The organism is Campylobacter curvus (assembly GCF_013372125.1).
Lineage (GTDB): Bacteria > Campylobacterota > Campylobacteria > Campylobacterales > Campylobacteraceae > Campylobacter_A > Campylobacter_A curvus.
In genome coordinates this window covers 399293-420097 of record NZ_CP053826.1, presented here as the reverse complement: position 1 = coordinate 420097, position 20805 = coordinate 399293, and the positions used below count along the sequence as shown (strand labels likewise).

General features: G+C 44.1%; 20 protein-coding genes. 8 read left to right on the top strand and 12 right to left on the bottom strand.

From position 1 onward, the window contains the following. Positions 1-7: 7 nt before the first annotated feature. On the bottom strand, positions 8-766 hold the full coding sequence (locus CCVT_RS01980; RefSeq protein ID WP_026175520.1) for a polysaccharide deacetylase family protein: 759 nt from the start codon (positions 764-766) through the stop codon (positions 8-10). A 70-nt stretch (positions 767-836) separates the two neighbouring features. Here CCVT_RS01980 and CCVT_RS01975 point away from each other — a divergent pair, with 70 nt between their 5' ends. The 4 genes from CCVT_RS01975 to waaF all read left to right on the top strand — a co-directional run bounded on the left by CCVT_RS01975 (position 837) and on the right by waaF (position 5050). Further along, positions 837-1946, top strand: coding sequence for a glycosyltransferase (locus CCVT_RS01975; protein WP_018136989.1), 1110 nt, complete (start codon positions 837-839; stop codon positions 1944-1946). A gap of 137 nt (positions 1947-2083) precedes the next feature. Further along, positions 2084-3106, top strand: coding sequence for an O-antigen ligase family protein (locus tag CCVT_RS01970; RefSeq protein ID WP_227898142.1), 1023 nt, complete (start codon positions 2084-2086; stop codon positions 3104-3106). Further along, positions 3078-4109: a glycosyltransferase family 4 protein gene (locus CCVT_RS01965; protein ID WP_018136991.1), complete on the top strand. Its 1032-nt coding sequence runs from the start codon at positions 3078-3080 to the stop codon at positions 4107-4109. The genes CCVT_RS01970 and CCVT_RS01965 overlap by 29 nt, the downstream gene beginning before the upstream one ends. Next, on the top strand, positions 4106-5050 hold the full coding sequence (gene waaF / locus CCVT_RS01960; protein ID WP_018136992.1) for a lipopolysaccharide heptosyltransferase II: 945 nt from the start codon (positions 4106-4108) through the stop codon (positions 5048-5050). The genes CCVT_RS01965 and waaF overlap by 4 nt, the downstream gene beginning before the upstream one ends. Positions 5051-5332: 282 nt before the next feature. Here the strand turns inward: waaF and CCVT_RS01955 are convergent, their stop codons facing one another. Further along, positions 5333-7273, bottom strand: coding sequence for a TonB-dependent receptor domain-containing protein (locus tag CCVT_RS01955; protein ID WP_018136993.1), 1941 nt, complete (start codon positions 7271-7273; stop codon positions 5333-5335). A 323-nt stretch (positions 7274-7596) separates the two neighbouring features. On the opposite strand from CCVT_RS01955, the gene exbB reads away from it, so the two are divergent. From exbB to CCVT_RS01940, 3 genes are read left to right on the top strand one after another with little or no spacing between them, the layout of a single operon-like run. Further along, complete coding sequence (gene exbB, locus CCVT_RS01950; protein ID WP_009651000.1) at positions 7597-8025, top strand: TonB-system energizer ExbB; 429 nt, start codon at positions 7597-7599, stop codon at positions 8023-8025. Beyond that, the gene (gene exbD, locus CCVT_RS01945) at positions 8012-8392 is read left to right on the top strand and encodes a TonB system transport protein ExbD (RefSeq protein WP_018136994.1); all 381 of its coding nucleotides are present in this window, start codon (positions 8012-8014) and stop codon (positions 8390-8392) included. The genes exbB and exbD overlap by 14 nt, the downstream gene beginning before the upstream one ends. Next, positions 8367-9212: an energy transducer TonB gene (locus CCVT_RS01940; RefSeq protein ID WP_026175522.1), complete on the top strand. Its 846-nt coding sequence runs from the start codon at positions 8367-8369 to the stop codon at positions 9210-9212. The genes exbD and CCVT_RS01940 overlap by 26 nt, the downstream gene beginning before the upstream one ends. Positions 9213-9240: 28 nt before the next feature. Here CCVT_RS01940 and CCVT_RS01935 read toward each other — a convergent pair whose 3' ends face one another. The 6 genes from CCVT_RS01935 to gap form a co-directional block, all read right to left on the bottom strand. After that, positions 9241-10584, bottom strand: a complete 1344-nt coding sequence (locus CCVT_RS01935) for an FAD-dependent oxidoreductase (RefSeq protein WP_026175523.1) — start codon at positions 10582-10584, stop codon at positions 9241-9243. Between the two features lie 44 nt (positions 10585-10628). Continuing rightward, positions 10629-11660, bottom strand: coding sequence for an NADH:flavin oxidoreductase/NADH oxidase (locus tag CCVT_RS01930; RefSeq protein ID WP_018136997.1), 1032 nt, complete (start codon positions 11658-11660; stop codon positions 10629-10631). Positions 11661-11901: 241 nt separating this feature from the next. Then, positions 11902-12723, bottom strand: coding sequence for an enoyl-ACP reductase FabI (gene fabI, locus CCVT_RS01925; protein WP_018136998.1), 822 nt, complete (start codon positions 12721-12723; stop codon positions 11902-11904). A gap of 252 nt (positions 12724-12975) precedes the next feature. Continuing rightward, positions 12976-13665: a triose-phosphate isomerase gene (locus CCVT_RS01920; RefSeq protein WP_018136999.1), complete on the bottom strand. Its 690-nt coding sequence runs from the start codon at positions 13663-13665 to the stop codon at positions 12976-12978. Continuing rightward, the gene (locus CCVT_RS01915; protein ID WP_018137000.1) at positions 13662-14864 is read right to left on the bottom strand and encodes a phosphoglycerate kinase; all 1203 of its coding nucleotides are present in this window, start codon (positions 14862-14864) and stop codon (positions 13662-13664) included. Before CCVT_RS01915 ends, CCVT_RS01920 begins: the two co-directional genes overlap by 4 nt. Before the next feature lies 1 nt (position 14865). Continuing rightward, positions 14866-15864, bottom strand: a complete 999-nt coding sequence (gap, locus tag CCVT_RS01910; protein WP_018137001.1) for a type I glyceraldehyde-3-phosphate dehydrogenase — start codon at positions 15862-15864, stop codon at positions 14866-14868. A gap of 80 nt (positions 15865-15944) precedes the next feature. On the opposite strand from gap, the gene nadD reads away from it, so the two are divergent. Further along, positions 15945-16820 carry a nicotinate (nicotinamide) nucleotide adenylyltransferase gene (gene nadD, locus CCVT_RS01905; protein WP_018137002.1) on the top strand — a complete coding sequence of 292 codons (876 nt, stop codon included), beginning with the start codon at positions 15945-15947 and terminating at the stop codon, positions 16818-16820. Positions 16821-16826: 6 nt separating this feature from the next. Here nadD and ypfJ read toward each other — a convergent pair whose 3' ends face one another. From ypfJ to argS, 4 genes are all read right to left on the bottom strand, one after another. After that, positions 16827-17705, bottom strand: a complete 879-nt coding sequence (gene ypfJ, locus CCVT_RS01900; protein WP_018137003.1) for a KPN_02809 family neutral zinc metallopeptidase — start codon at positions 17703-17705, stop codon at positions 16827-16829. An 86-nt stretch (positions 17706-17791) separates the two neighbouring features. Beyond that, complete coding sequence (locus tag CCVT_RS01895) at positions 17792-18208, bottom strand: SseB family protein (RefSeq protein ID WP_018137004.1); 417 nt, start codon at positions 18206-18208, stop codon at positions 17792-17794. A gap of 9 nt (positions 18209-18217) precedes the next feature. After that, positions 18218-19213, bottom strand: coding sequence for a YeiH family protein (locus CCVT_RS01890; protein ID WP_018137005.1), 996 nt, complete (start codon positions 19211-19213; stop codon positions 18218-18220). Next, positions 19210-20799, bottom strand: coding sequence for an arginine--tRNA ligase (gene argS / locus CCVT_RS01885; protein ID WP_018137006.1), 1590 nt, complete (start codon positions 20797-20799; stop codon positions 19210-19212). The genes CCVT_RS01890 and argS overlap by 4 nt, the downstream gene beginning before the upstream one ends. Positions 20800-20805: the final 6 nt, after the last annotated feature.

Genomic DNA, 20805 nt, shown 5'->3' with positions numbered 1-20805 from the left:
CTAAGTCCTATCTCTTAATCCAAGAATAAACGCTACCAAGAATGTCGCTTTGATATATAAAGAGAGTCTTTTTTAGCCATCTATCATCTTTTTTAACGGCTATTCGCTTTATCTCATCAAGCTTATTATCTGCCTTATTTATACCTCTTTTTGTAGTAAATAGCATCTCATAACCATTTTGTTTTGCCACTTTTATATATTCGTCATTATAAACACCCTTTGGCCAGCAAAGCATATTGTCATCTATACCAAATTTATCTTTCATAAATTTTTTACAAAGCGATATGTTTTCATTTAGCGAAATTTCACCAAAATAATCATTAAAATGCGTATGTGTATGCGAATGAAAGTCAAAATTCTCCCTCATCTTTTCTATTTCATTATAGTTCAAAAAGACATTTTCGGGCATTTTTGGAGCTAATTTCTTATACTCATCGTGGTTACACTCTATAAAATTTCCTAGCTTTTGGCTTGCTTTTTCTACCCACTGGGTAGTTAAAAATATAGTAGCCCTGAGGCCAAATTCTTTTATGATAGGATAGGCATATATGAAATTATCTTTCCAGCCATCATCAAAGGTTATAAACACACTTTTTTTAGGTAGTTTAAGCTCACCCTTTTTAAATTTAAAAAATTCAGCACTGCTTAAAGTTTTGTAGCCATTGCTGGCTAGAAAGTTCATCTGGGCTCTAAACTCTTCAATGCTACTTGTTATAAACCCACTTTTTTGTAAAACATGGTGATACATCAAAACACTAACGCTCAACATATGCCCTTTATATTTTTTTGTGGCTACTTTAGCTAAAATCAAATAAAATTTTCATAACGAGTTCATAATGATGCAAGAAATCAAAGTAATCCATACTGAATGGTCGGGTGGCTGGGGCGGACAAGAGATCCGTATAATCAACGAATCACTCGCCATAAAACAAAAATATGCAGTTAAGATTTTTATAGCCTGCAAGGAAGACTCTCAAATTTCGATCAAAGCAAGACAGGCAGGGCTAGAAGTCGTGCATTTTGATTTCAAATCTTCCTTTGATTTAAAAACCATATTTGCCCTTGTAAAATTCATAAAGCAAAATGGCATATCCATTCTAAACTCACACAGTGGAAAGGATACATGGGTTGGCGGTATAGCCGCAAAGATCGCTGGGATAAAATTTATCCGCACCAGACATCTATCAAACCCAATAAATCCTTCAAGACTAAATTTTATAAATTCCCTTGCAGATTTTATTATCACCACCGGTAGCGGTGTAAGAGAAGCGATGATACGAGATAATCGCATCAAAAAAGATAAAATATCATCGATACCAACAGGTATTGATGATAAAGAATTTGATCCAAACATATACAATAAAAATGAATGTAAAGAGCTTTTTGGCTTTGAAAAAGATAAAATTTATATAGGTATGTTAGGCGTTTTGCGCTCTGTTAAAAGATGCGATCTATTTTTAGATATTGCCTTGAAACTTCATGACGACTTTAAAGATATCAGATTTGTCATAGCAGGAGATGGACCGCAAAGAGAAAAATTACAAAATTTTATAGATAAAAACGGTATGAACGGTTATGCAAGGCTGCTTGGGCACACAAAAGATAGTGCGAAATTTTTAAAAGCGATTGATATCTTTATGCTAACTTCACAAAATGAAGGTGTGCCGCAAGCTTTAATACAAGCACTTTTAATGCAAAAAGCTTGTATAGCAACAAATGTTGGAAGTGTGAAAGATTTATACGATGGATCGAATTTTTGTCTTAGTGATTTTGATAAGGACATTTTAGCTTTAAATCTCACATCCATATTAAAAGATAATACCAAAAAGGAAAAATTTCAAACAAATGCTAGAGATTTTGTAAAATTTCATTTTACAAAAGATATAATGGCACAAAAAATTTATAAAATTTATATGGATTTACTTTCAGGGGGAAGCAATAATTGAATCGATCAAGGCTTTATCAAATTTACAACATTTTGTTGGCTATTTTTCTCTTTAGTCTACCTATCAGTGAGGGCATAAAACAAATTTCACTAGTCCTTTTGATCCTACTTGGCATTTATATATGTGTAAAAGAAAAGATGAACTTCAAACTAGACATAATAAATATATCACTAATATTATTTGTCGTATTTACGATTGTAGGGTGTATCATAAATCAAATTTCAATAAAGACTTCCCTTGATCCACTCAGATGCGTATTGTTTTTCTTTATTATAAGAATGATTGGTATAGATAAACTAAATTTAAAACTATCACTTTACGCTCTTTTTTCTGGGTTTATTCTAGCATTCATAATTGGTGCTTTTATTAAATTTGGCTCCGCTGATCCAATGGAGCTTTTTGAGTTAAAATCGATCGGGCATGTCAATCATAGCGCTATTTTTATGCTGATCATACTTTCCGTGTCATTATCTTTCATAAATCAAAAGGCTATCAGCAAATATTTTTGTTTAATAACAACCATATTTTGTGTTATCGGCATTATCATAGCCGGATCACGCGCTACAATGTATCTAATGCCAATCATCGCATTTTGTATACTTTTTTATCTAAATACTAAAAATAAAATAAGCTTAAAATTTTCATTTACTCTTATTACTATTTGTGTAGTAATTTTTATTTCTTATCTATTTATGTCACAGGATTTAAGGTTTCAACAACAAGTTATAAAGGGTATAACATCTACAGAGACACGCTATCCTATATTTTATAGTGCGATATATACTTGGCTTGATAATCCTTTTTTTGGTATAGGATCAGGAGAATTTAGAAGTATAGACATAACCCAATATTTTCCAGGCAATCCCGAAGTAAGAGTTGGACATGCACACAATACATTTTTAACATTTTTAACAGAAAAAGGTATAGTTGCACTTTGTGCATACTTAGTCTTTCAAGTTACACTCTTTGTAAAGCTTATCAAAAATTTTAAAAGTTCCATTATTATTTTTGTAGCCCTGATCACTCTGATTTGGCAAAATATGATATCTATCGTCAATACAACATTCCATCACGAGAACGCCCTTTTACTGCTATTTTTATGGGGCTTGGCACTCAGCACAATAGACAAATATGAAAAAAATCGTATTTTTACGGCTTGACCCAAGCGCCGTGGGTGGGGCGCAACGCTATCTGTCGCGTCTCATAAAAGCCCTGAAAAACGCCGGCATAGAGTGCGAAGTGCGCGCATTTACGGGCAACAAAGGGCTAAGCTCGTGGCTCAAAGCTCTAAAATTTAACGCGCAAGCAAAGCGACAAAAGGCGGCGGACGAGCTTTATTTTAGCTTGGAGCGCATCACGAGTGCAGACATCTACCGCGCGGGTGACGGGGTGCATAAAATTTATATGAAAACCAAGCCCTTTTGGTGGGCAAATCCGCTAAATTTCGTCTATCCGTTTTTAGAGAAGCGATGCTTCACAAATGCCCGTAAAATCATCGCAAACTCAAATTTTATCAAAGCGCAGATCGTCGCTGCTTACGGCGTCTTGCCAGAAAAAATCGTCACGATATATAACGGCATAAATTTACCGCAAAAAGTCGAAAAAGGCAGCGCAAAAATGGCACTTTGCGAGGAGTTTGGACTGGACTATCATTTACCGATTGTTTTATTTGTCGGAAGCGGCTTTAAACGAAAAGGTGTCAGCGAGCTTTTGACGCTTGTTTCTAAACTCAAAACGAGTGTAAATTTGATAATCGTCGGCAAGGATAAAAAGCTAAATTCGTATAAGAATTTAGCCAAAAAATTGGGCGTAAGCGCGCTATTTACGGGCGAGCAGCGAAGCACGGCTAAATTTTACGAGGCAAGCGATATATTTATCTTTCCGACGCGCTACGAGCCGTTTTCAAACGTCGTTTTAGAGGCGCTTAGTTACAAAAACGTCGTTTTTACGACCGCTCAAAACGGAGCGAGCGAAATTTTGGACGAAAAATTCGTGATGAAAGACGCGAACGACGAGAATATTTTAACGCTGATCGAACAAATCTTAAACGACCATGAGCTTTTGCTAAAATTTCAAGACGATGCCGCCCGTCTCGCGCAAAATTTCACTATCGAAAAAAACGCCAGACTCACGCTTGAAGTCATAAGTGACGCGCTAAAATGAGGGTTTTCATCGAGCTTCCGACTTGGCTGGGAGACGCCGTGATGGCGAGTGCGGCGGTCGAAAATATCGCGGCAAATTTCACGCAAGCAAAGCTCACATTTTTTGGCTCGTTTGCCGCCTGTGAGCTTTTTAAGGCGCATCCAAAGTGCGAAACGGCGATCATCGATGAGAGCAAAAGGGCTAAATTTAGGGTTTGGTGGCTGTTTAAAAACGCGCGCAGACTTGGTAAATTTGACGCGGCGTTTAGTTTTAGAAGTGGGCTTGCGAGCAAATTTTTGCTTTTTTGCCTGCGTGCGGGGCGTAAATTTCAGTTTCAAAAGACCGCCGTTAGCCTTCATCAGGTGCAAAAATACCTAAATTTCGTGCAAAGCTCGCTAAATTTAAGCCGTGTTACGCAAAATTTGAGCCTAAATTTCACTCCGTGCAAATTTGACGCGCCCGTGCTCGGGCTAAATCCGGGAGCGAGCTACGGTAGCGCAAAACGCTGGTATCCCGAGTATTTCGCGCAGGTTGCATTAAAATTTAAGGATAGATTTAGGATTGTCATCTTTGGCGGTAGCGGTGAGCTTGAAATTTGCGGCAAAATCGAGCAAATTTTAGCCGCAAATGGCGTAAAATGCGACAACCTAGCGGGCAAAACCAGCATAAAAGAGCTGTGCGAAAAGATCGGCGGCGTAGGGCGAAGCGGCGGGGTTTTTATCACAAACGACAGCGGCCCGATGCACATCGCGGCAGCCTATAAAGTGCCTACCATCGCGCTTTTTGGGCCGACGAAATTTAGCGAAACCAGCCCGTGGCAAAACGAAAACGCGCGGATCTTGCACCTAAATTTAGAGTGTATGCCGTGCATGAAGCGCGTCTGTCCACTCGGCACGCATGCGTGTATGAAAGGCTTGACGCCAAATTTGGTCATAAAAACGATAGAAGAAATTTTGGCTTAAATTTAGCCTCTATTTCGTAGGTACTGATAGAAATTTGTAAATTTTACCCGCCTTAAAAGCACTCTATTAAATGCAGTATCCAATAAAATCTTTTACTTCACAATAGGATGAGTTACGATAGAGTGCCTAATATATATAATACATTCTGCTCTACTGCGCTTTGTTTTTAGCTTTTTAAGAAGCAAGTTTGAGCTCTAGCGAAGTGAAGTATCACTACTCATCCTATTAAAATATAACAATCAACCCCAAGAGCTCATACCCTCAGGCCCTTGGGGTTTAGTTTTAGAATTTATAAGATACGCTGACCTTGAAATTTCTACCCGGCTCCCACTCTGCATTGCCTGTTGCAAAGTCTTCTGATTGTTGAGTTTGAGAAGCGTAAGCTTTATTAAACACATTGTAAAGACCTGCGTTTATCTCCAATCCCTTAAATCTACCGCTATCTGGCATATAAGTCACATACACATCGCTCACTGCGTAGCTTGGTAGCTTGACGATACTATTGCTGCTAGCTGACATTGCATTTTTCTTAGCAAAATAGATCAGATTATATCCGAGTAACAAATCAGCCTGCGGGATAGTGTATTCGGCATTGAATGTATATTTATCACCCAGATCACGGTAGCCTAAGTAAGTAGAGCTATAAAATGACGTTCCTGCTGCATTGCTAGCTACTCTATCTTTATATTTTACTTTTTGGTGAGTGTAGCCAGCTGCTAGGCTTAATGTATCTAAATTTAGCCTAGAAAATATCTCTACGCCGTCTATATCGACATTTCCTGCGTTTCTTCTAGTTACGGTCGAATTTATCATTCCACGTGCAGCGTTAGTGTCCATTATTAGATTTTTATACTCGGTTCTAAAATATTTAGCAATAAGGCTAATTGACGATCTTTCTGCAAATTCACCCTTGTATCGTCCGCCGATCTCATAGGCGTTGCCAGTCGTCTTTTTAAGATTGTCATTGCCGACCCAGTCTGTATATTGAGTTCCTCTACCTGTGATATAGGTTCCGCTAGCTAGCATACCTTCCATTAGGTCAGGTCCTTTAAATACCCTCGCATAGCTAGCAAATGCCCCAAACCCTTTGCCTATCTCATAATCAAGCGCGATAGCTGGACTTACTGCATCAAATTTATATTTGTAAGTTTTTAAATTTCCAGCTGTGCCATTGTATGTTTTTAGCTCGTGTCTTTCATATCTTATGCCAGGTGTTACCGTTAGATCGCCAAATTTGATAGCATCTTCTAAATAAAGCGCATAGTTATTTAATTTTTCAGGAGTTAAATTGGTTGGTTTTGCATAGCTTTCTGAGCGATAAAAGTCAAAGCCATATCTTAAAGTATGAGCAAAGTCTCCAGTATTAAATTTAGTTTTTGCTCCTATTTTTGACCCGACAGTTTCTACACCGATTTTGTCGGCACTACCAATTTTTGAATGCAAGGTATGATCTGTATAGTATCCTGTCACGTCAAGTTCAAGTAGATCACTTGGATTGTAAGTATATTTGATAGTGTGCGTATCGCGCTCATATTTTCTATCGGCGATCACGTTACCACTTGAGTAGTCGATACCAAAATTTGCACGGAAAGGATAAAGCCCTTTATACTGCATGTGCTCGGTCGAAAGGCTGATCTTGTGTGCATCAAGGAAGCTGTAGCTGGCTTTAAATAAATAGTTTATATCATTGCCATCGCCACCTACTCTATGATTATTTCCACTTTTACCAAAGTTATATCCGTAGTGTTTAAATGCAGCAAGTAAGTCTAGGCTATCCAAGGCTCTACCATAGACCATCGCGCTTTGAGAGTAGCCTTTGTTATTTGAAGTGTAGCCCATTTTTATCTTTGCACCGATGTCTTGTCCATCTTCAAGAAGATCGCTCGCATCGACAGTCTTAAACGCGACTGAGCCACCAAGTGCGCCTGAGCCATTTACGACAGACCTAGCACCGACTTCTATATCAACAGCCTTTATCAGGTCTGGATCGATCAACAAGTCTGAGTTGTGGTGGAAGTTATATCCAGTCTGTTTAGCACCGTCTATCGAGATATTTAAACCTCTATCGCTCACGCCGCGCATATAAATTTTCTGGTGAAATCCACTCGTACCACTCACATAAACGCCTGGTATATCTCTAAAAACATCTTTGATCAAGGTCGCATTTCTAGTCGTGACCTTTGCCTCATCGACATTTGCATATCCGCCACTACTACTGGTCACCTCGATAGTATCTAGCGAAACGTTTTGTGCAGCCGATAAATTCGCACTACCCCCCCCCCGCCATTAGCACTGCGGCAACTAAAGAAATTTTAATAGCATGACTATCTAATTTCATTTTTACTCCCTATGTTATTTTATTGAATATGATTATCATATCTAAATCGAGATAATATCAAAACAATCTTTAAACAAATTTTAAATTATAAAATTACATTTTAAGAATTTAAGCCCCTAAATTTCAAATTCTAGTCTATTTTGATAATAATTTGACATTAGTTATCAAAATGGCTATAATTGCACAATTTTTTTATTCAAGAGGGATCATGGAACTTTTAAAAGGTCATATAGATTACATCATCATCGGTATTCTAGGCATAATGAGTTTTTTCGTCGTTTGGTATAGCATAGAGCGTATCATATACTATTCACGTGTGGATATAAGGAAATTTTCAAGTATCGAAGTGCTTGAAGAGGCGCTGACTAAAAATTTGACGACACTTTACATAATATACTCCAACGCCCCGTATATAGGGCTTTTAGGCACTGTCGCAGGCGTTATGATAACGTTTTACGATATGGGTATGTCCGGCGGCTTAGATCCAAAAAGCATCATGATAGGCCTTTCCCTCGCACTCAAAGCAACGGCATTTGGTCTTTTAGTCGCTATCCCTACGCTTATGCTTTATAACGCTTTCATGCGTAAAGTCGATGTTTTGATAAACCGCTACAAGGTATATGATGCGACTAAATAGAAAAGACGGGCTAAATATCGTTCCTTTTATCGATGTCATGCTCGTTTTGCTAGCCATCGTGCTTAGCATTTCGACATTTATCGCACAAGGAAACATTCCCATTGACTTGCCAAGCTCAGAAAGCGCCCAGCAAGATAAAGAAGAAAAGAAGGTCAGCGTAGTCATCGATAAAGACAATAGATTTTTCATAGATGACGTAGAGATGAACGAAGACGAGCTCAAGCAAAAACTAAACGATATAGATCAAAAAACTCTTGTCGAGCTTAGAAGCGATAAAAATTCTAAATTTGACAGCTTTGTCAAAGTCGTTGATATTTTAAAAGAAAAAGGCCACGAAAACTTTGCTATCTCAACACTCACTGAATAAAGTTTCAAATTACAGCGGGCTGTTTGCGTCTATTTTACTGCACGCAGCCGCTTTGATATTTATTTTGCACCATCCGTTTGAGGAGATAAAGCCTGCGGAGAACAAATCCATAAAAATGGCGCTTGAGTCATTTGATATGCCTCAGGCTAAAGCCGAGGTCTCGACGGCACCAGAAATCGCCGAAACGCTCATGATACCAGAGCCTACTCCACCGGCCCCACCTCCTCCGCCACCACCGGAAGTAAAACCGCCCGAGCCTAAGCCTATCCCTCCGGAGCCAAAGCCTGAGCCTAAACCAAAACCCAAAAAAGAGCCAAAACCCGAGCCAAAACCTAAACCAAAGCCAAAGCCCGAGCCTAAGAAACAAGAAGAAGTAGCTCAGCCACAGCCGACCCCGCCGGTTCAAGCGCCTCAGCCGACTCAACCGGCAACTACGACGCAGACGTCAAGTGCTTCTTCATCTATGCACAACCTACCGCCAAACGGCGCAAATAGAGCGGCAGCTCCCGTTTCCAAGATAGGTGAGCTAAATTTGGCAAATTCCGCAGGAGATGAGAATTTTGCCAAGATAGTAAATGCCATCAAAAAGCATCAAAAATACCCTAAAAACGCTCAAAAGATGCGTCATCAAGGTGTTGTGGAGGTTAGATTTTTACTAAAACAAAATGGCTCTGTCGAGGACATCAAAGTCATAAAAAGCTCAGGCTACTCGAGCCTTGATGACGGAGCGATCGAAAACGTAGAGCGTGCGAGCCAAGACTTCCCGACTCTAAACAACAGCTACTACGTAAGTATCCCTATATCGTTTAAGCTTAGATGATTTTAAGGTGCCTTTGACACCTTAAAATCTAATCAAAAAATTCGTCGTTAAATTTATCTTTATTAAAATTCTTGCCTAAGAATTCGCAAATTTTCTCAAGATCCGCCCGCGCCGTCTCAAAACAGCTAGTCGCCCCTGGGCTTGGCGTCATGTTAAATACTACGCCCTCATTCGTATCTATGCGCCCCTCGCCAAGCTCTAGCTTTTTGTTTGCCCTATCTATCACCTGAGGTCTCACGCCGCCAAAATTTTTAGCATATACTAGGTCATCATCTCTCAAGCTAGGCACGATCTTACGGGCATCTTTTGCAAATTCTATTTTATTTATAAACGGCACTTCAAATAAGAAATTTCTCAGGATATACGAGCGGATATCATCGTCTTTGAGTAAATTTTTAAACACCTCAAAGATATTTTTGTCAAATTTCAAACAGGCTAAAAAGTCAAGGACACTGGAATTTCCGTGATATCTCTCCAGCTTTGGTATCACCAGCGCCGTAGGGCCAAAGCGAGTGTTGCCGTCTGCTAGTATGTCAGGATCGCCGTGCAGCGCGGCAAACGGGAGTTTATCGTTTTGCATCATATAAACTTTGCCGTTTAAAAAGCGCTTTTTTGCAAAGTAAAAGCTGCCAGCTACGGGAAGAGTGCTGAAATTTAGCCCGTAGCCCATTTTATGCGCGAAATATAACGAATGCGCTCCGGCATCTACCACTACGTAATCAGCGCTGATATCGCGCGCATCGCTCGTTTTTAGATAAAAGACATCGCCCGCCTTTTTTATGTCAAGCACTTCGTAGTTTAGGGCTAGCTCATACCCCGGGGCTAAATTTAGGGCATTTTTCGCAAGAGAGTCAGCTATCGCGCCAAAGTCCATCGTCGTGTATTGTCCGTTTCTAGCGCCCATAGCTATGATATTTTCCGGCCTCTCGCCGCCATTTTCATCAAAAACTACGTTTGGCTCGATACTTTTTAAATCCTCCCTCGTATAAAGCTCAAGATACGGGTAAATTTCCTTAAACGTCTCGTATCTTGCAACAAGCCTCGCAACCTCCTCGTCTCCGACGCCTAGCACCATTTTTTGATGCGAGAACATGAATTTTTCATCATAACCGTATTTTAGGGCGTATCTGACCGGCATCTTTGCGATCTTGGCGACCTTCTTGGCTTTTTGCGGCGTATAATTGGTCTCGATGTCACCGCAATGAATCGTCTGCGAGTTGCACCTGCCATTAGAATTTAGCCCGGCTACGCTGTCATATTTTTCCAACAACGCCACACGCGAAACATCTGAAAACGCTGCAAGCTCGTAAAATAGCGCCGTTCCGCTTATACCAGCGCCAACTATCACCACATCAAAATGATTTTGACTCATCGCTTCCCCCAAAGTAAATTTACGTTAAATCATACTATATTAAACTAAAAAGCGCGCAAATACGCATCCTCTATCAGCTCTTTTTCCTTAAAAATCGACATCGCACTAAAGGCGAAATTCGGATTTCTCAGTAGCTCCCTGCCGTATGCGACCAGATCGCACGCGCCACCTAGTAGCAGTGCCTCGCCCTCGCTCGCTCTCGTTATGAGCCCCACGGTGATGACAGGGATCTTTACCGCCTCTTTGACCGCCTTTGCGTAGCCAGCCTGATAAAGCGGCGCAAATTTAGGCGCATCATCCACACTCTCAAAAAGCCCGCCCGCCGAAACGTGGATAAATGCAGCCCCAAGCTCTTCTAGATGTTTAGCCAGCTGCACGCTGTCCGCCACGTCCCAGTCTCCCGCGACCCAGCTGTCCGCACTGATGCGAATGCCCACCGGCACGCTGGTTGCCTGCTTCACGGCGAGCAAAATTTCCTTTAAAAGCCTCGTTCGGTTCTCAAAGCTACCGCCGTATCCGTCCTCCCGCTTGTTTATGCCGGGAGAGAGGAATTCGTTTAGCAAATACCCGTGCGCAGCGTGCAGCTCGATGATCTCGTATCCAGCCTCCTGCGCGCGCACCGCCGCACTCACGAACGCCCCTTTCACATCCTCGATGTCCTGCGCGCTCATTTGCTTTGGCGTCTTGTAGGCACTGCTAAATTTGACCGCGCTTGGCGCAATAGGCTCGCTATCGCACTCGCTTTTTCGCCCTGCGTGAGCTAGCTGGATAGCCATCACGGCGCCATATTTGGCGCACTCTTTTACGAGCTCCTTATGTGCCGCCGTCTGTTCGTCACTCCAAAGTCCAAGGTCTTTGTGCGTGATGCGCCCGCGAGGCTCAACCGCCGTGGCCTCGACTATGATGAGCCCCACGCCACCCAGCGCGCGAGCTCCGTAATGCAGCTTATGAAAGCAGCGCGGCAGACCGCTGTCATTTTTGACCTTATACATGCACATCGGCGGCATCACGATACGGTTTTTGACGCGGATATCGCCGATATTTAGCGGTGTGAAAAGTAAAGCGGAATTTTGCATTTAATCTCCTTTAAATTTATCTTGACCCTATCACAAATCAAACGCTATCTGGCCCTAAACCAGGTCGCTTTTGAGGCGAATAAAATTTACCAAGTGCTAATTTAAGCTACGCTAAAACAGAGCCATTTTTTAGAATTTATCAAAATTTATCAAAAATTTTATTGAAATCAGGAAGCAAGCATTCGGATAGAATTTATCCGGTAGATATGGTAGCGCAAAAATGCAACTACCATAATTATTTTTATTTTCCGGCGTCCCACGCTAGGATCGTGTTGCCCTCGGCATCGGTAGCCACGTCGCCCATGCCCATTATGCTGTAACCACAATCAACGTAGTGGATCTCGCCGGTCACGCCGCTAGCAAGGTCACTAAGCAGATACATCGCGCTTTTGCCCACGTCCTCGGTCGTAACGTTGCGTTTTAGCGGGGCATTCACCTCGTTGTAGCGCAGGATCATCCTAAAATCGCCTATCCCGCTAGCTGCGAGCGTCTTTATCGGGCCTGCCGAAATGGCATTTACGCGGATATTTTTCGCGCCAAGATCGTGAGCCAGATAGCGCACCGAGCTTTCAAGCGCAGCCTTTGCCACGCCCATTACGTTGTAGTGTGGCACGAATTTTGGCCCGCCAAGGTATGTGAGCGTGAGCACGGAGCCGCCCTCTTTTAGCACCGGAGCGACCGCGCGCGTAAGGCTAAGCAGCGAGTACACGGACGTACCCATCGCGATGTCGAATGCCTCCTTGCTCGTGTCGATGAACGCGCCCTCTAACGCCTCTTTTGGCGCGTAGGCGACGGCATGCACAAGGAAGTCTATCTCGCCAAGATCGGCTTTTAGATGGTCTGCCAGCCCGTCCAAGTGAGCGGGGTTATTCACGTCAAGCTCATATACAAATTTGCTCCCGAACTCCGCAGCTATCGGCTCTACGCGTTTTTTGAGCGCGTCGTTTAAGTATGTAAAAGCCATCTGCGCACCGGCTTTGTGACAAGCTTCGGCGATACCGTAAGCGATCGATTTGGCATTTGCGACGCCGACTATTAGACCTTTTTTGCCTTTCATTATCATTTTGTTCTCCTTTAAAGTTGTTTGGCTTTTTCTGCTTACTTGTCGTTAAATTTAAATTCGCCTTGCCTAAACGCAAAAATCCTTCGCGATTTGTTTCAATTTTCAAATTTAACACTCAAATTTAGTAGATTGCCAAATTTAAGCAGTTAATGACGAATACAAGTATCGCGAGCTGGGTTTAAATGTCTTGAAGTAAATTTCGTCCCAAGATAGAACATGCAGTTCATCACAGGGCAAAATTTACGAAATCATTTAAATACGCTCACGAGACGACGCGATGAGATTTAAGAAATTTGTTGCATCCCAGCTCGCAGTCCCCACTAGCACTCCGCCACACTCCTTTATACGCGCGATCTCAGCGATATTTGCGGCATTTACGCTGCCGCCGTAAAGTAGCGGTGCGGCCGTCAAAGTGCGAAGAAATCCCAAAATTTCAGCGATTTGCTCCGCGCTCGCGCTTTTGCCCGTGCCGATAGCCCAAATAGGCTCATACGCGACGATCAAATTTGCGTAACCGGTATCGATGTTTCCAAGCTGCGTGCGTAAAAATTCTTTCGTGCCACCGGCTTCATTTACGCTTAAATTTTCGCCCACGCAGTAGATGATCTGCCAGCCGTTTTTAGCCGCGAAGTCAAATTTAGCACGCAAAAGCCGCTCGCTCTCGCCTAAAATTTCGCGCCTTTCGGAGTGCCCGATAAGCACGCTTGAAACGCCAAATTCATCCAGCTGCGCCTTACCGATCTCGCCAGTAAATGCCCCGCTAACGCAAGGATAAAAATTCTGCGCTCCAAGCTTAAATTTATGCTCTTTTGCATCAAAAGCGGTAAATGGCGCAAATACGTTCACATCGTCATTTGCGCTTAAATTTGCGTCCAAAATTTTGGCATACTCGGCAAAGCTCGCGCGGGTGTGGTTGCACTTTAAATTCGCTAGAAATTTCACTCGCCAGCCTTTCTAAGCGGCTTTATGCCGGGCAGCTCCTTGCCCTCGATGAGCTCCAAGCTCGCCCCGCCGCCAGTCGAGATAAAGGTCATCTCGTCCGCGTCTCCCGCGCGCTCGACCACATCCGCCGTATCGCCGCCACCAACGACCGTGGTAGCGTGCGTCTCGACGATAGCGTGGCTCATCTTGATGCTACCTTTGCTAAATTTATCCATCTCAAAAACGCCCATCGGCCCGTTCCACCACACGGTCTGCGCGTCGGCAAGCACCTCTTTAAACAGCCGCACCGACGCAGGCCCGATGTCAAGCCCCATCCAGCCGCTTGGGATCTCTTGCACCGTGACGTATTTGACCGCGCTCTCGGCAGAGAAGCTCTGCGCCGCGACGACATCGACGGGCAGGTAAATTTTGACCCCTAGCTCCTTGCCTTTTTTCAAAATTTCTCTCGCGTCGTCGATTAGCTCCTCTTCAAGCAGCGAATTTCCGATATTTTCGCCAAGAGATTTTAGAAAAGTAAATGCCATACCGCCGCCGATTATTAGCTTATCCACGCGCGGAAGGAGGTTGTGCAGGGCTTGCAGCTTCCCACTGACCTTGCTGCCACCCACGACCGCGACGAAAGGCCTAGTCGGCTTTTTGATGAGATTTTGAGCGAAATTTATCTCCTTTTGCAGTAAAAATCCCGCCGCCTTGTGCTCGTCGTCGTAAAATTTCGTGATAGCCTCGACAGATGCGTGCGCGCGGTGGCAGACGCCAAATGCGTCGTTGATGTAAATTTCGCCAAATTTAGCCAGCTCGCCGGCTAAAATTTCATCGTTTTTGGTCTCGCCCTTTTCAAAGCGTAAATTTTCAAGCATCAAAACTTCGCCGCTTTTTAGCGCGCTTGCCTTGTTTTGCGCGTCGGAGCCGATGACGTCGTTTGCAAAGATGACGTCCCTGTCAAGTAGCCGCGAGAGGCGTTTTGCCACGCCTTTTAGCGAAAATTTCTCTTCAAAGCCGTTTTTGGGGCGTCCGAGGTGACTTGCCAAAACGACGCTGCACCCATTATCGAGGCAATAGCGAATCGTAGGGATCGCCGAGCGGATACGGCGGTCGTCGGTGATGTTTAAAAACTCGTCCATCGGCACGTTAAAATCGCACCTGATAAACACGCGCTTTTTGGCTAAATTTAGCTCGCTGATAGATAAAATATCGCTCATTTTAGCCCCTTGCGGCTAAAACCGCGAGATCTACGAGGCGCTCTGAGTAGCCCCACTCGTTGTCGTACCAGGCAAAAATTTTGACCATATCATCGCAAATGACCTGCGTCGTGTCGCTGGCGACGATGGAGCTGTAAGAGCTCGTGCAAAAGTCGCTGCTAACGCGCGCGTCGTCATCGACGAGCAAGATACCTTTCATCGCGCCCTTTGCCACCGCGCGAAAGGCGTCATTTACCTCATCTACGCTCGTTTTTTTCGCCAAAACGGCGGTCAGATCGACCATAGAGACGTTAGCGACTGGTACGCGTACGCTTTGTCCGTGCATTTTGCCGCTAAGCTGCGGAAGCACCTTTGCGATCGCTTTTGCCGCTCCTGTCGTAGTCGGCGCGATATTTAGTGCGGCTGCGCGGCTGCGGCGGAAGTCCTTTGCCTTGACATCGACGAGGCTTTGTCCGTGCGTGTAGGCGTGGATCGTGGTCATAAGCCCCTTTACGATACCAAAATTTTCATCAAGCACCTTGGCAACCGGTGCGAGCCCATTTGTAGTGCAGCTTGCGTTTGAGACGATGGCTTCGCCCTTATAGAGGTCGGAATTCACACCGATGACGTAAGTAGGCGTGTCATCCTTTGCGGGTGCGCTCATGACGACCTTTTTCACGCCCTTTGCCAGATACGGCTGGCAGCCCTCGGTCGTGAGGAATTTACCCGTGCATTCAAGCACCACGTCCGCGCCGTAAGCCGCGTAGTCAAGCTCGTTTAGATCGCGCGTAGAAAAAACGCGGATCTTTTTGCCACCCACCTCGATAAATTCGTCATTTAGCACATCGACATCTTGCTTAAACTCGCCATGCACCGTGTCATACTTCAAAAGATACCTTGTCATATCGCGCTTTGCGGTATCGTTTATAGCGACAAGCTCCACGTCATCGCGCCCCAAAATGATGCGCGCCGCACACCTGCCGATACGCCCAAAGCCGTTGATAGCTACTTTAACTGACATCTTAGCTCCTTTTGATATAATACGACTAATTTTACAGAAAACATATTTAAAACAACTATAAATAAGGTGAATTTAAGCGAATGAACCTAGCACTCTTTGGCGGCAGCTTCGACCCGCCGCATTTGGGGCACGACAGTATCGTAAAGATGGCTCTTGATAGCCTGGATATCGACAAGCTCATCATCATGCCAACATACATCAGCCCGTTTAAAAGCGAGTTTTCAGCCCCGCCCGAGCTTCGGCTAAAATGGATAAGACAGATTTGGGGACATTTGCAAAAGGTCGAAATTTCAGACTACGAGATAGCCCTGACTCGGCCGGTTCCTACTATCGAGACGGTCGAGCATCTATATGAAATTTACGACATAGACAGCTTTTATCTGATCATCGGCGCCGATCATTTAGCGACTTTGAACAAATGGCACGACTTCAAGCGCTTGTGCTCGCTGGTGAAATTCGTGATCGCCGAGCGAAATCATATCTTGATACCTGAAAATTTGCAAAAAATGGACGTAAATGTTAATATTAGCTCCTCGCAGATCAGGCACTCAAAGGGGCTTGACGAGCTGCCAAGCTCTATCAAAGACGAGGTCATAAAATTTTACCAAGGGAAAAATATGCAAGAAATTTCGATGAACGAGAGGATAGAAAATATAGTCAAAATTTTGGACGAGAAAAAGGCCGAGGAGATACAAGTTTTTGATATGTCAGACCGCGACTATTTCGTGAAATTCGTCATCATCGCAACAACGATGGGCGAGCGCCACGCCTACTCTTTGAGCGACGATCTGAAAGAAGGCCTAAAGCCGCTTGGCGAGCGATTTTTAGCCATCGAGAGCTCGCCTGATTGGATCGTGCTTGATCTTGGCGATATGCTGATACATCTGCTAAGCCCGCAATACCGCGCAAAATACAACATCGAAGAGTTTTTAAGCAAGCTTAAAGCCCAAGCGTAAATTTAGCTAAATTTCAAACGCGCACGAGCTAAGCTTGCCACCCTCAAAGCCCTTTTTAAACCAGCTCATACGCTGCTTTGATGAGCCATGCGTGAATGAATCTGGCGTGACGTGCCCTTGATACTGCTTTTGCAGCGTATCGTCGCCTATCGCGCTGGCGGCGTTTAGCGCCTCCTCGATGTCGCCATCTTCTAGCACCTTATACTGCCCCATGTAGTGCGCCCACACACCCGCGTAGCAGTCGGCTTGTAGCTCGACTTTGACTTGTAGCGCGTTTTGCTCGATTGGGCTTTTCGTGCGCGATTTTAGGGTTTGGATATTTTCTAGCGTGCCGAGGAGATTTTGCACGTGATGGCCGACTTCATGGGCAATGACGTAGGCTTGCGCGAAGTCGCCGGCGGCTTTATATTTGTTCGCTAGCTCGTCAAAAAAGCCAAGATCAAGATAGACCTTTTGATCTACCGGGCAGTAAAACGGCCCGGTCTGTGAGCTGGCAAAGCCGCATTTGCTCGAGACTGCGTTTCTAAAAAGGACTAAATTTGGCTCTTTGTATCCCGCGCCCTGCTCGCTAAAAATTTTGCCCCAGACATCTTCAGTCTTGGCCAGTACGGCCGAGACGAAGGCTACTTTTTGCTTTTCTTCGGGGCTATCGACTGACTTTTGCACGCTCGCCGTCGAGCCACCCTCGATCAAGGCAAGCGGGTTATAACCCATAAAATAAGCTATCACACCAATCGCCAAGATTACGCGCCCGATGTTTGAGCCTAGTAAAAATCTGATAATAGGTATGAGCGCGCCTAAGTTGCCCATATTCCCCATGCTAGTAGTGTTGTCTTGACGCCTATCTTCGACGTTGTTGCTTTGCCTGCTGTCTTGCCATTTCATTTTTGTCCTTTTTTATTTTGGCTAATTTTATCATTTAAAATTTAATGCCGCGTCGTCAAAATATGTGAGGCAAGTAGGGGTTTGATCTAAATTTCCTTACCGAAGATCGCTTCGAGCTTTGATATATCTAAAATAAAAGAGTGGGAAAACGCATCTATCACGACACCGGCGTATTTACCATGTGAGCTAGCAATCATGACTGCGTAGTCTTTCAAACGTAAATTTAAGACCTCCTGCTCGCTGTCGTTTCGCCACTTCATCATCTCCTCGCGGCTAGTAAATGCAGGAAAATAACTCTTTTTATCGCTATCGTCCTCGAGCAAGACAAATTTTATATTCGAGCCCTCTTCCTCATAAACTGCGCCGCCATCAGGCTTTGCAAGAGGGGCGGCCATTATCACCGGAGTTAGGAATTCAGCCTTTTTAAGCTCTTTTAAAAGAGCTTTTTCGTTCACCTCACATGGTTTTGATATAAATTTTTCCATCATATCTTTTAAGCTCATATAGCCCCCTCAAACGAAAATTTTAACAAACGCTAAAGACGCTGCAAAAAGCCAAACAAACATGACGATCGCCAGCAAAAACGGCTTTTTGCCGCTATCTTTCAAGACGTTTTTGTTTATCCCCATGCCAAGCGCACACATAGCAAGCGAAAGCAGGAACGTATCTATGAAATTTATGCCCCCAAGCGCCTCACGCGGGAAAAATGGCAACGAACCTACGGCGATAGCGACTAAAAACCATATCGCAAAATAGGGCACATTGGCTTTTACATTAGCCATGCTAAGATCGCCTGAAAATTTTAAATTTAAGATGCAAAGCATTATGAGAAAGGGCACTAGCATCATGACTCGCAGCATCTTGATCACCACGGCGACGCTTTGAGTATCATCGTTTATCGCGGCACCGGCAGCTACGACATGAGCCACCTCGTGCAGCGATCCGCCCGTCAAAAACCCAGCCTGAACGGGAGTTAGCGAAAGAAACTGGATCACTAACGGATACAAAAACATACCGATCGTCCCAAACACCACGACCGTGCAAACAGCCACGGCGACGGCGTGAGGGCTTGCCTTTAGCACGCTCTGACTAGCCATCACGGCAGCCGCGCCACACACACAAGAGCCAGAGGATATCAGCATGAAGCTTTTGGCGTCAAGTCCCAAGAGCCTGCCGACGAGACAGCCTACACCAAAGGTGCTAAAAACGATAAAAAATGCAAATAAAATGCCGCTCGCACCCACGCTAGAGATATCGTCAAACGTGAGACGAAAGCCAAAAAGAATGATGCCAAGCCTTAAAATTTGCTTGGTCGAGATGGCTAAAACGCCGCTATCTTGTAGATTTTTCACGCCATTTGAAAGAGTGTTGCCAAAAAACGCACCGAGTAAAATAGCAATGATGAGAGGGCTTAGGTGAAAATTTTTAAGCAAAGTTTGAGATAAAAAGATAGATAGCAAGGAGAGTGCGGCGAGCGCTCCCCAAGAGTAAAATTTAGACAGATTCACATACGATCTTTTGCCGTTATGCCAATAAGCGATAGCGCGGTTCGCAAGCTAAGCGCAACTACCGCGAAAAGCTTTAGCAAGCTGTCTTCGTTCGCACTGCCTATGACGCGGTTTTCGTTGTAAAATTTATGAAAGCTAGCGGCTAGAGATTTTAGATAGTCGCTCACCTTTTGAAGCTGCCTCGAAGCGAAGGCGTCCTCTAAAATTTCAGGCAAAGTAAGGGCCTCAAACAATAAATTTTTAGCATTATCGTCTAAATTTTCAAGGCTCGCATCAAGCACATCAGACACGCTTTTGCCGGCTTTAGCGAAAATTTGATTCACGCGCGCATGAGCGTAGTTGATGTAAAATATCGGATTTGAGCTGTCCTCTTTTTTAAGCTCGTCGATGTCAAACTCAAGACTGCTCGTGTTGGCCTTGCTTATAAAGATGAACCTAAGCGCATCAGAGCCGATCTCCTCTACTATATCGCTCATCAGCACGGCATTGCCCGCGCGTTTGCTCATCTTATACGGCTTGCCGTCTTTTAGCAGGCTCACCATCTGCATCAAGATGATCTCCAAGCGGCTCTCGTCATACCCCAAAAAATGTATCGCAGCTTTTAGGCGCGCGATGTATCCGTGATGATCCGCACCCCAGATATTTATGTAATGATCGTAATTTCGCCCGAATTTGTCGTTATGATAGATGATGTCGCCGGCCAAGTATGTCGGTCTGCCGTCGTTTCGCACGACGACGCGGTCGTTGTCATCGCCAAGTGTAGTTGAGGCGATATACGTAGCGCCCTCTTTTTCATACATTTGATTTGAGCGCTTTAGCTTTTCGATAGTGGGCTCTAGCTCGCTATAAAGCGCCTTCTCACTCGCCCAGCCTTGGATGCTTATCCCCACACCCGCCAGATCTTTTTTGATGATATCAAGCACTATATCTTTGCCAAATTCAGCCAGCTCGAGGTTCCTAGCCTCGTCGTAAAAGATCTCTTTCCCAAATTTTTTAAGCGCTTCGTTGGCGATATCTACGATGTATTCGCCGCGGTAATATTTCTGCGGATACTCTACGTTTTCATGAAAAAGCACGTCGCGAGCGGCGAGAGAAATGGACGTGCCAAGCAGGTCGATTTGATTGCCCGCGTCGTTTATGTAGTATTCTGTAAAAATTTTATAGCCCAAATGCATGCCGATACGGGCCAAAGTATCACCATAAACCGCGCCCCTTACGTGTCCGATATGAAGCGGGCCGGTCGGGTTTGCGCTGATATACTCTATGAAAGTACTACCATCTTGCCTTGCTTTGCCGCTTGCAAATTTATCGCCGTTTTTCAGAGCGTCTTTTGAAATTTTGTCTAAAAATTCACCCTTTAACTTGAAATTTAGGTAGCCGTTCACGGCGCTTACTTCAAAAATTGTGCTATTTTCAAACTTACAGGCAAGCTCGTTTGCTATCGCTACGGGTGACTTTTTTAGCTCCTTAGCAAGGCTAAATGCAAGTGGAGTGGCGTAGTGAGCCAGGCTTTTGTCTTTTGGCTTTTCCAAGACGAAGTCACGCCCTAAAATTTTAAAAATTTCAGACTTTACGATCTCTTTCAACTCAAA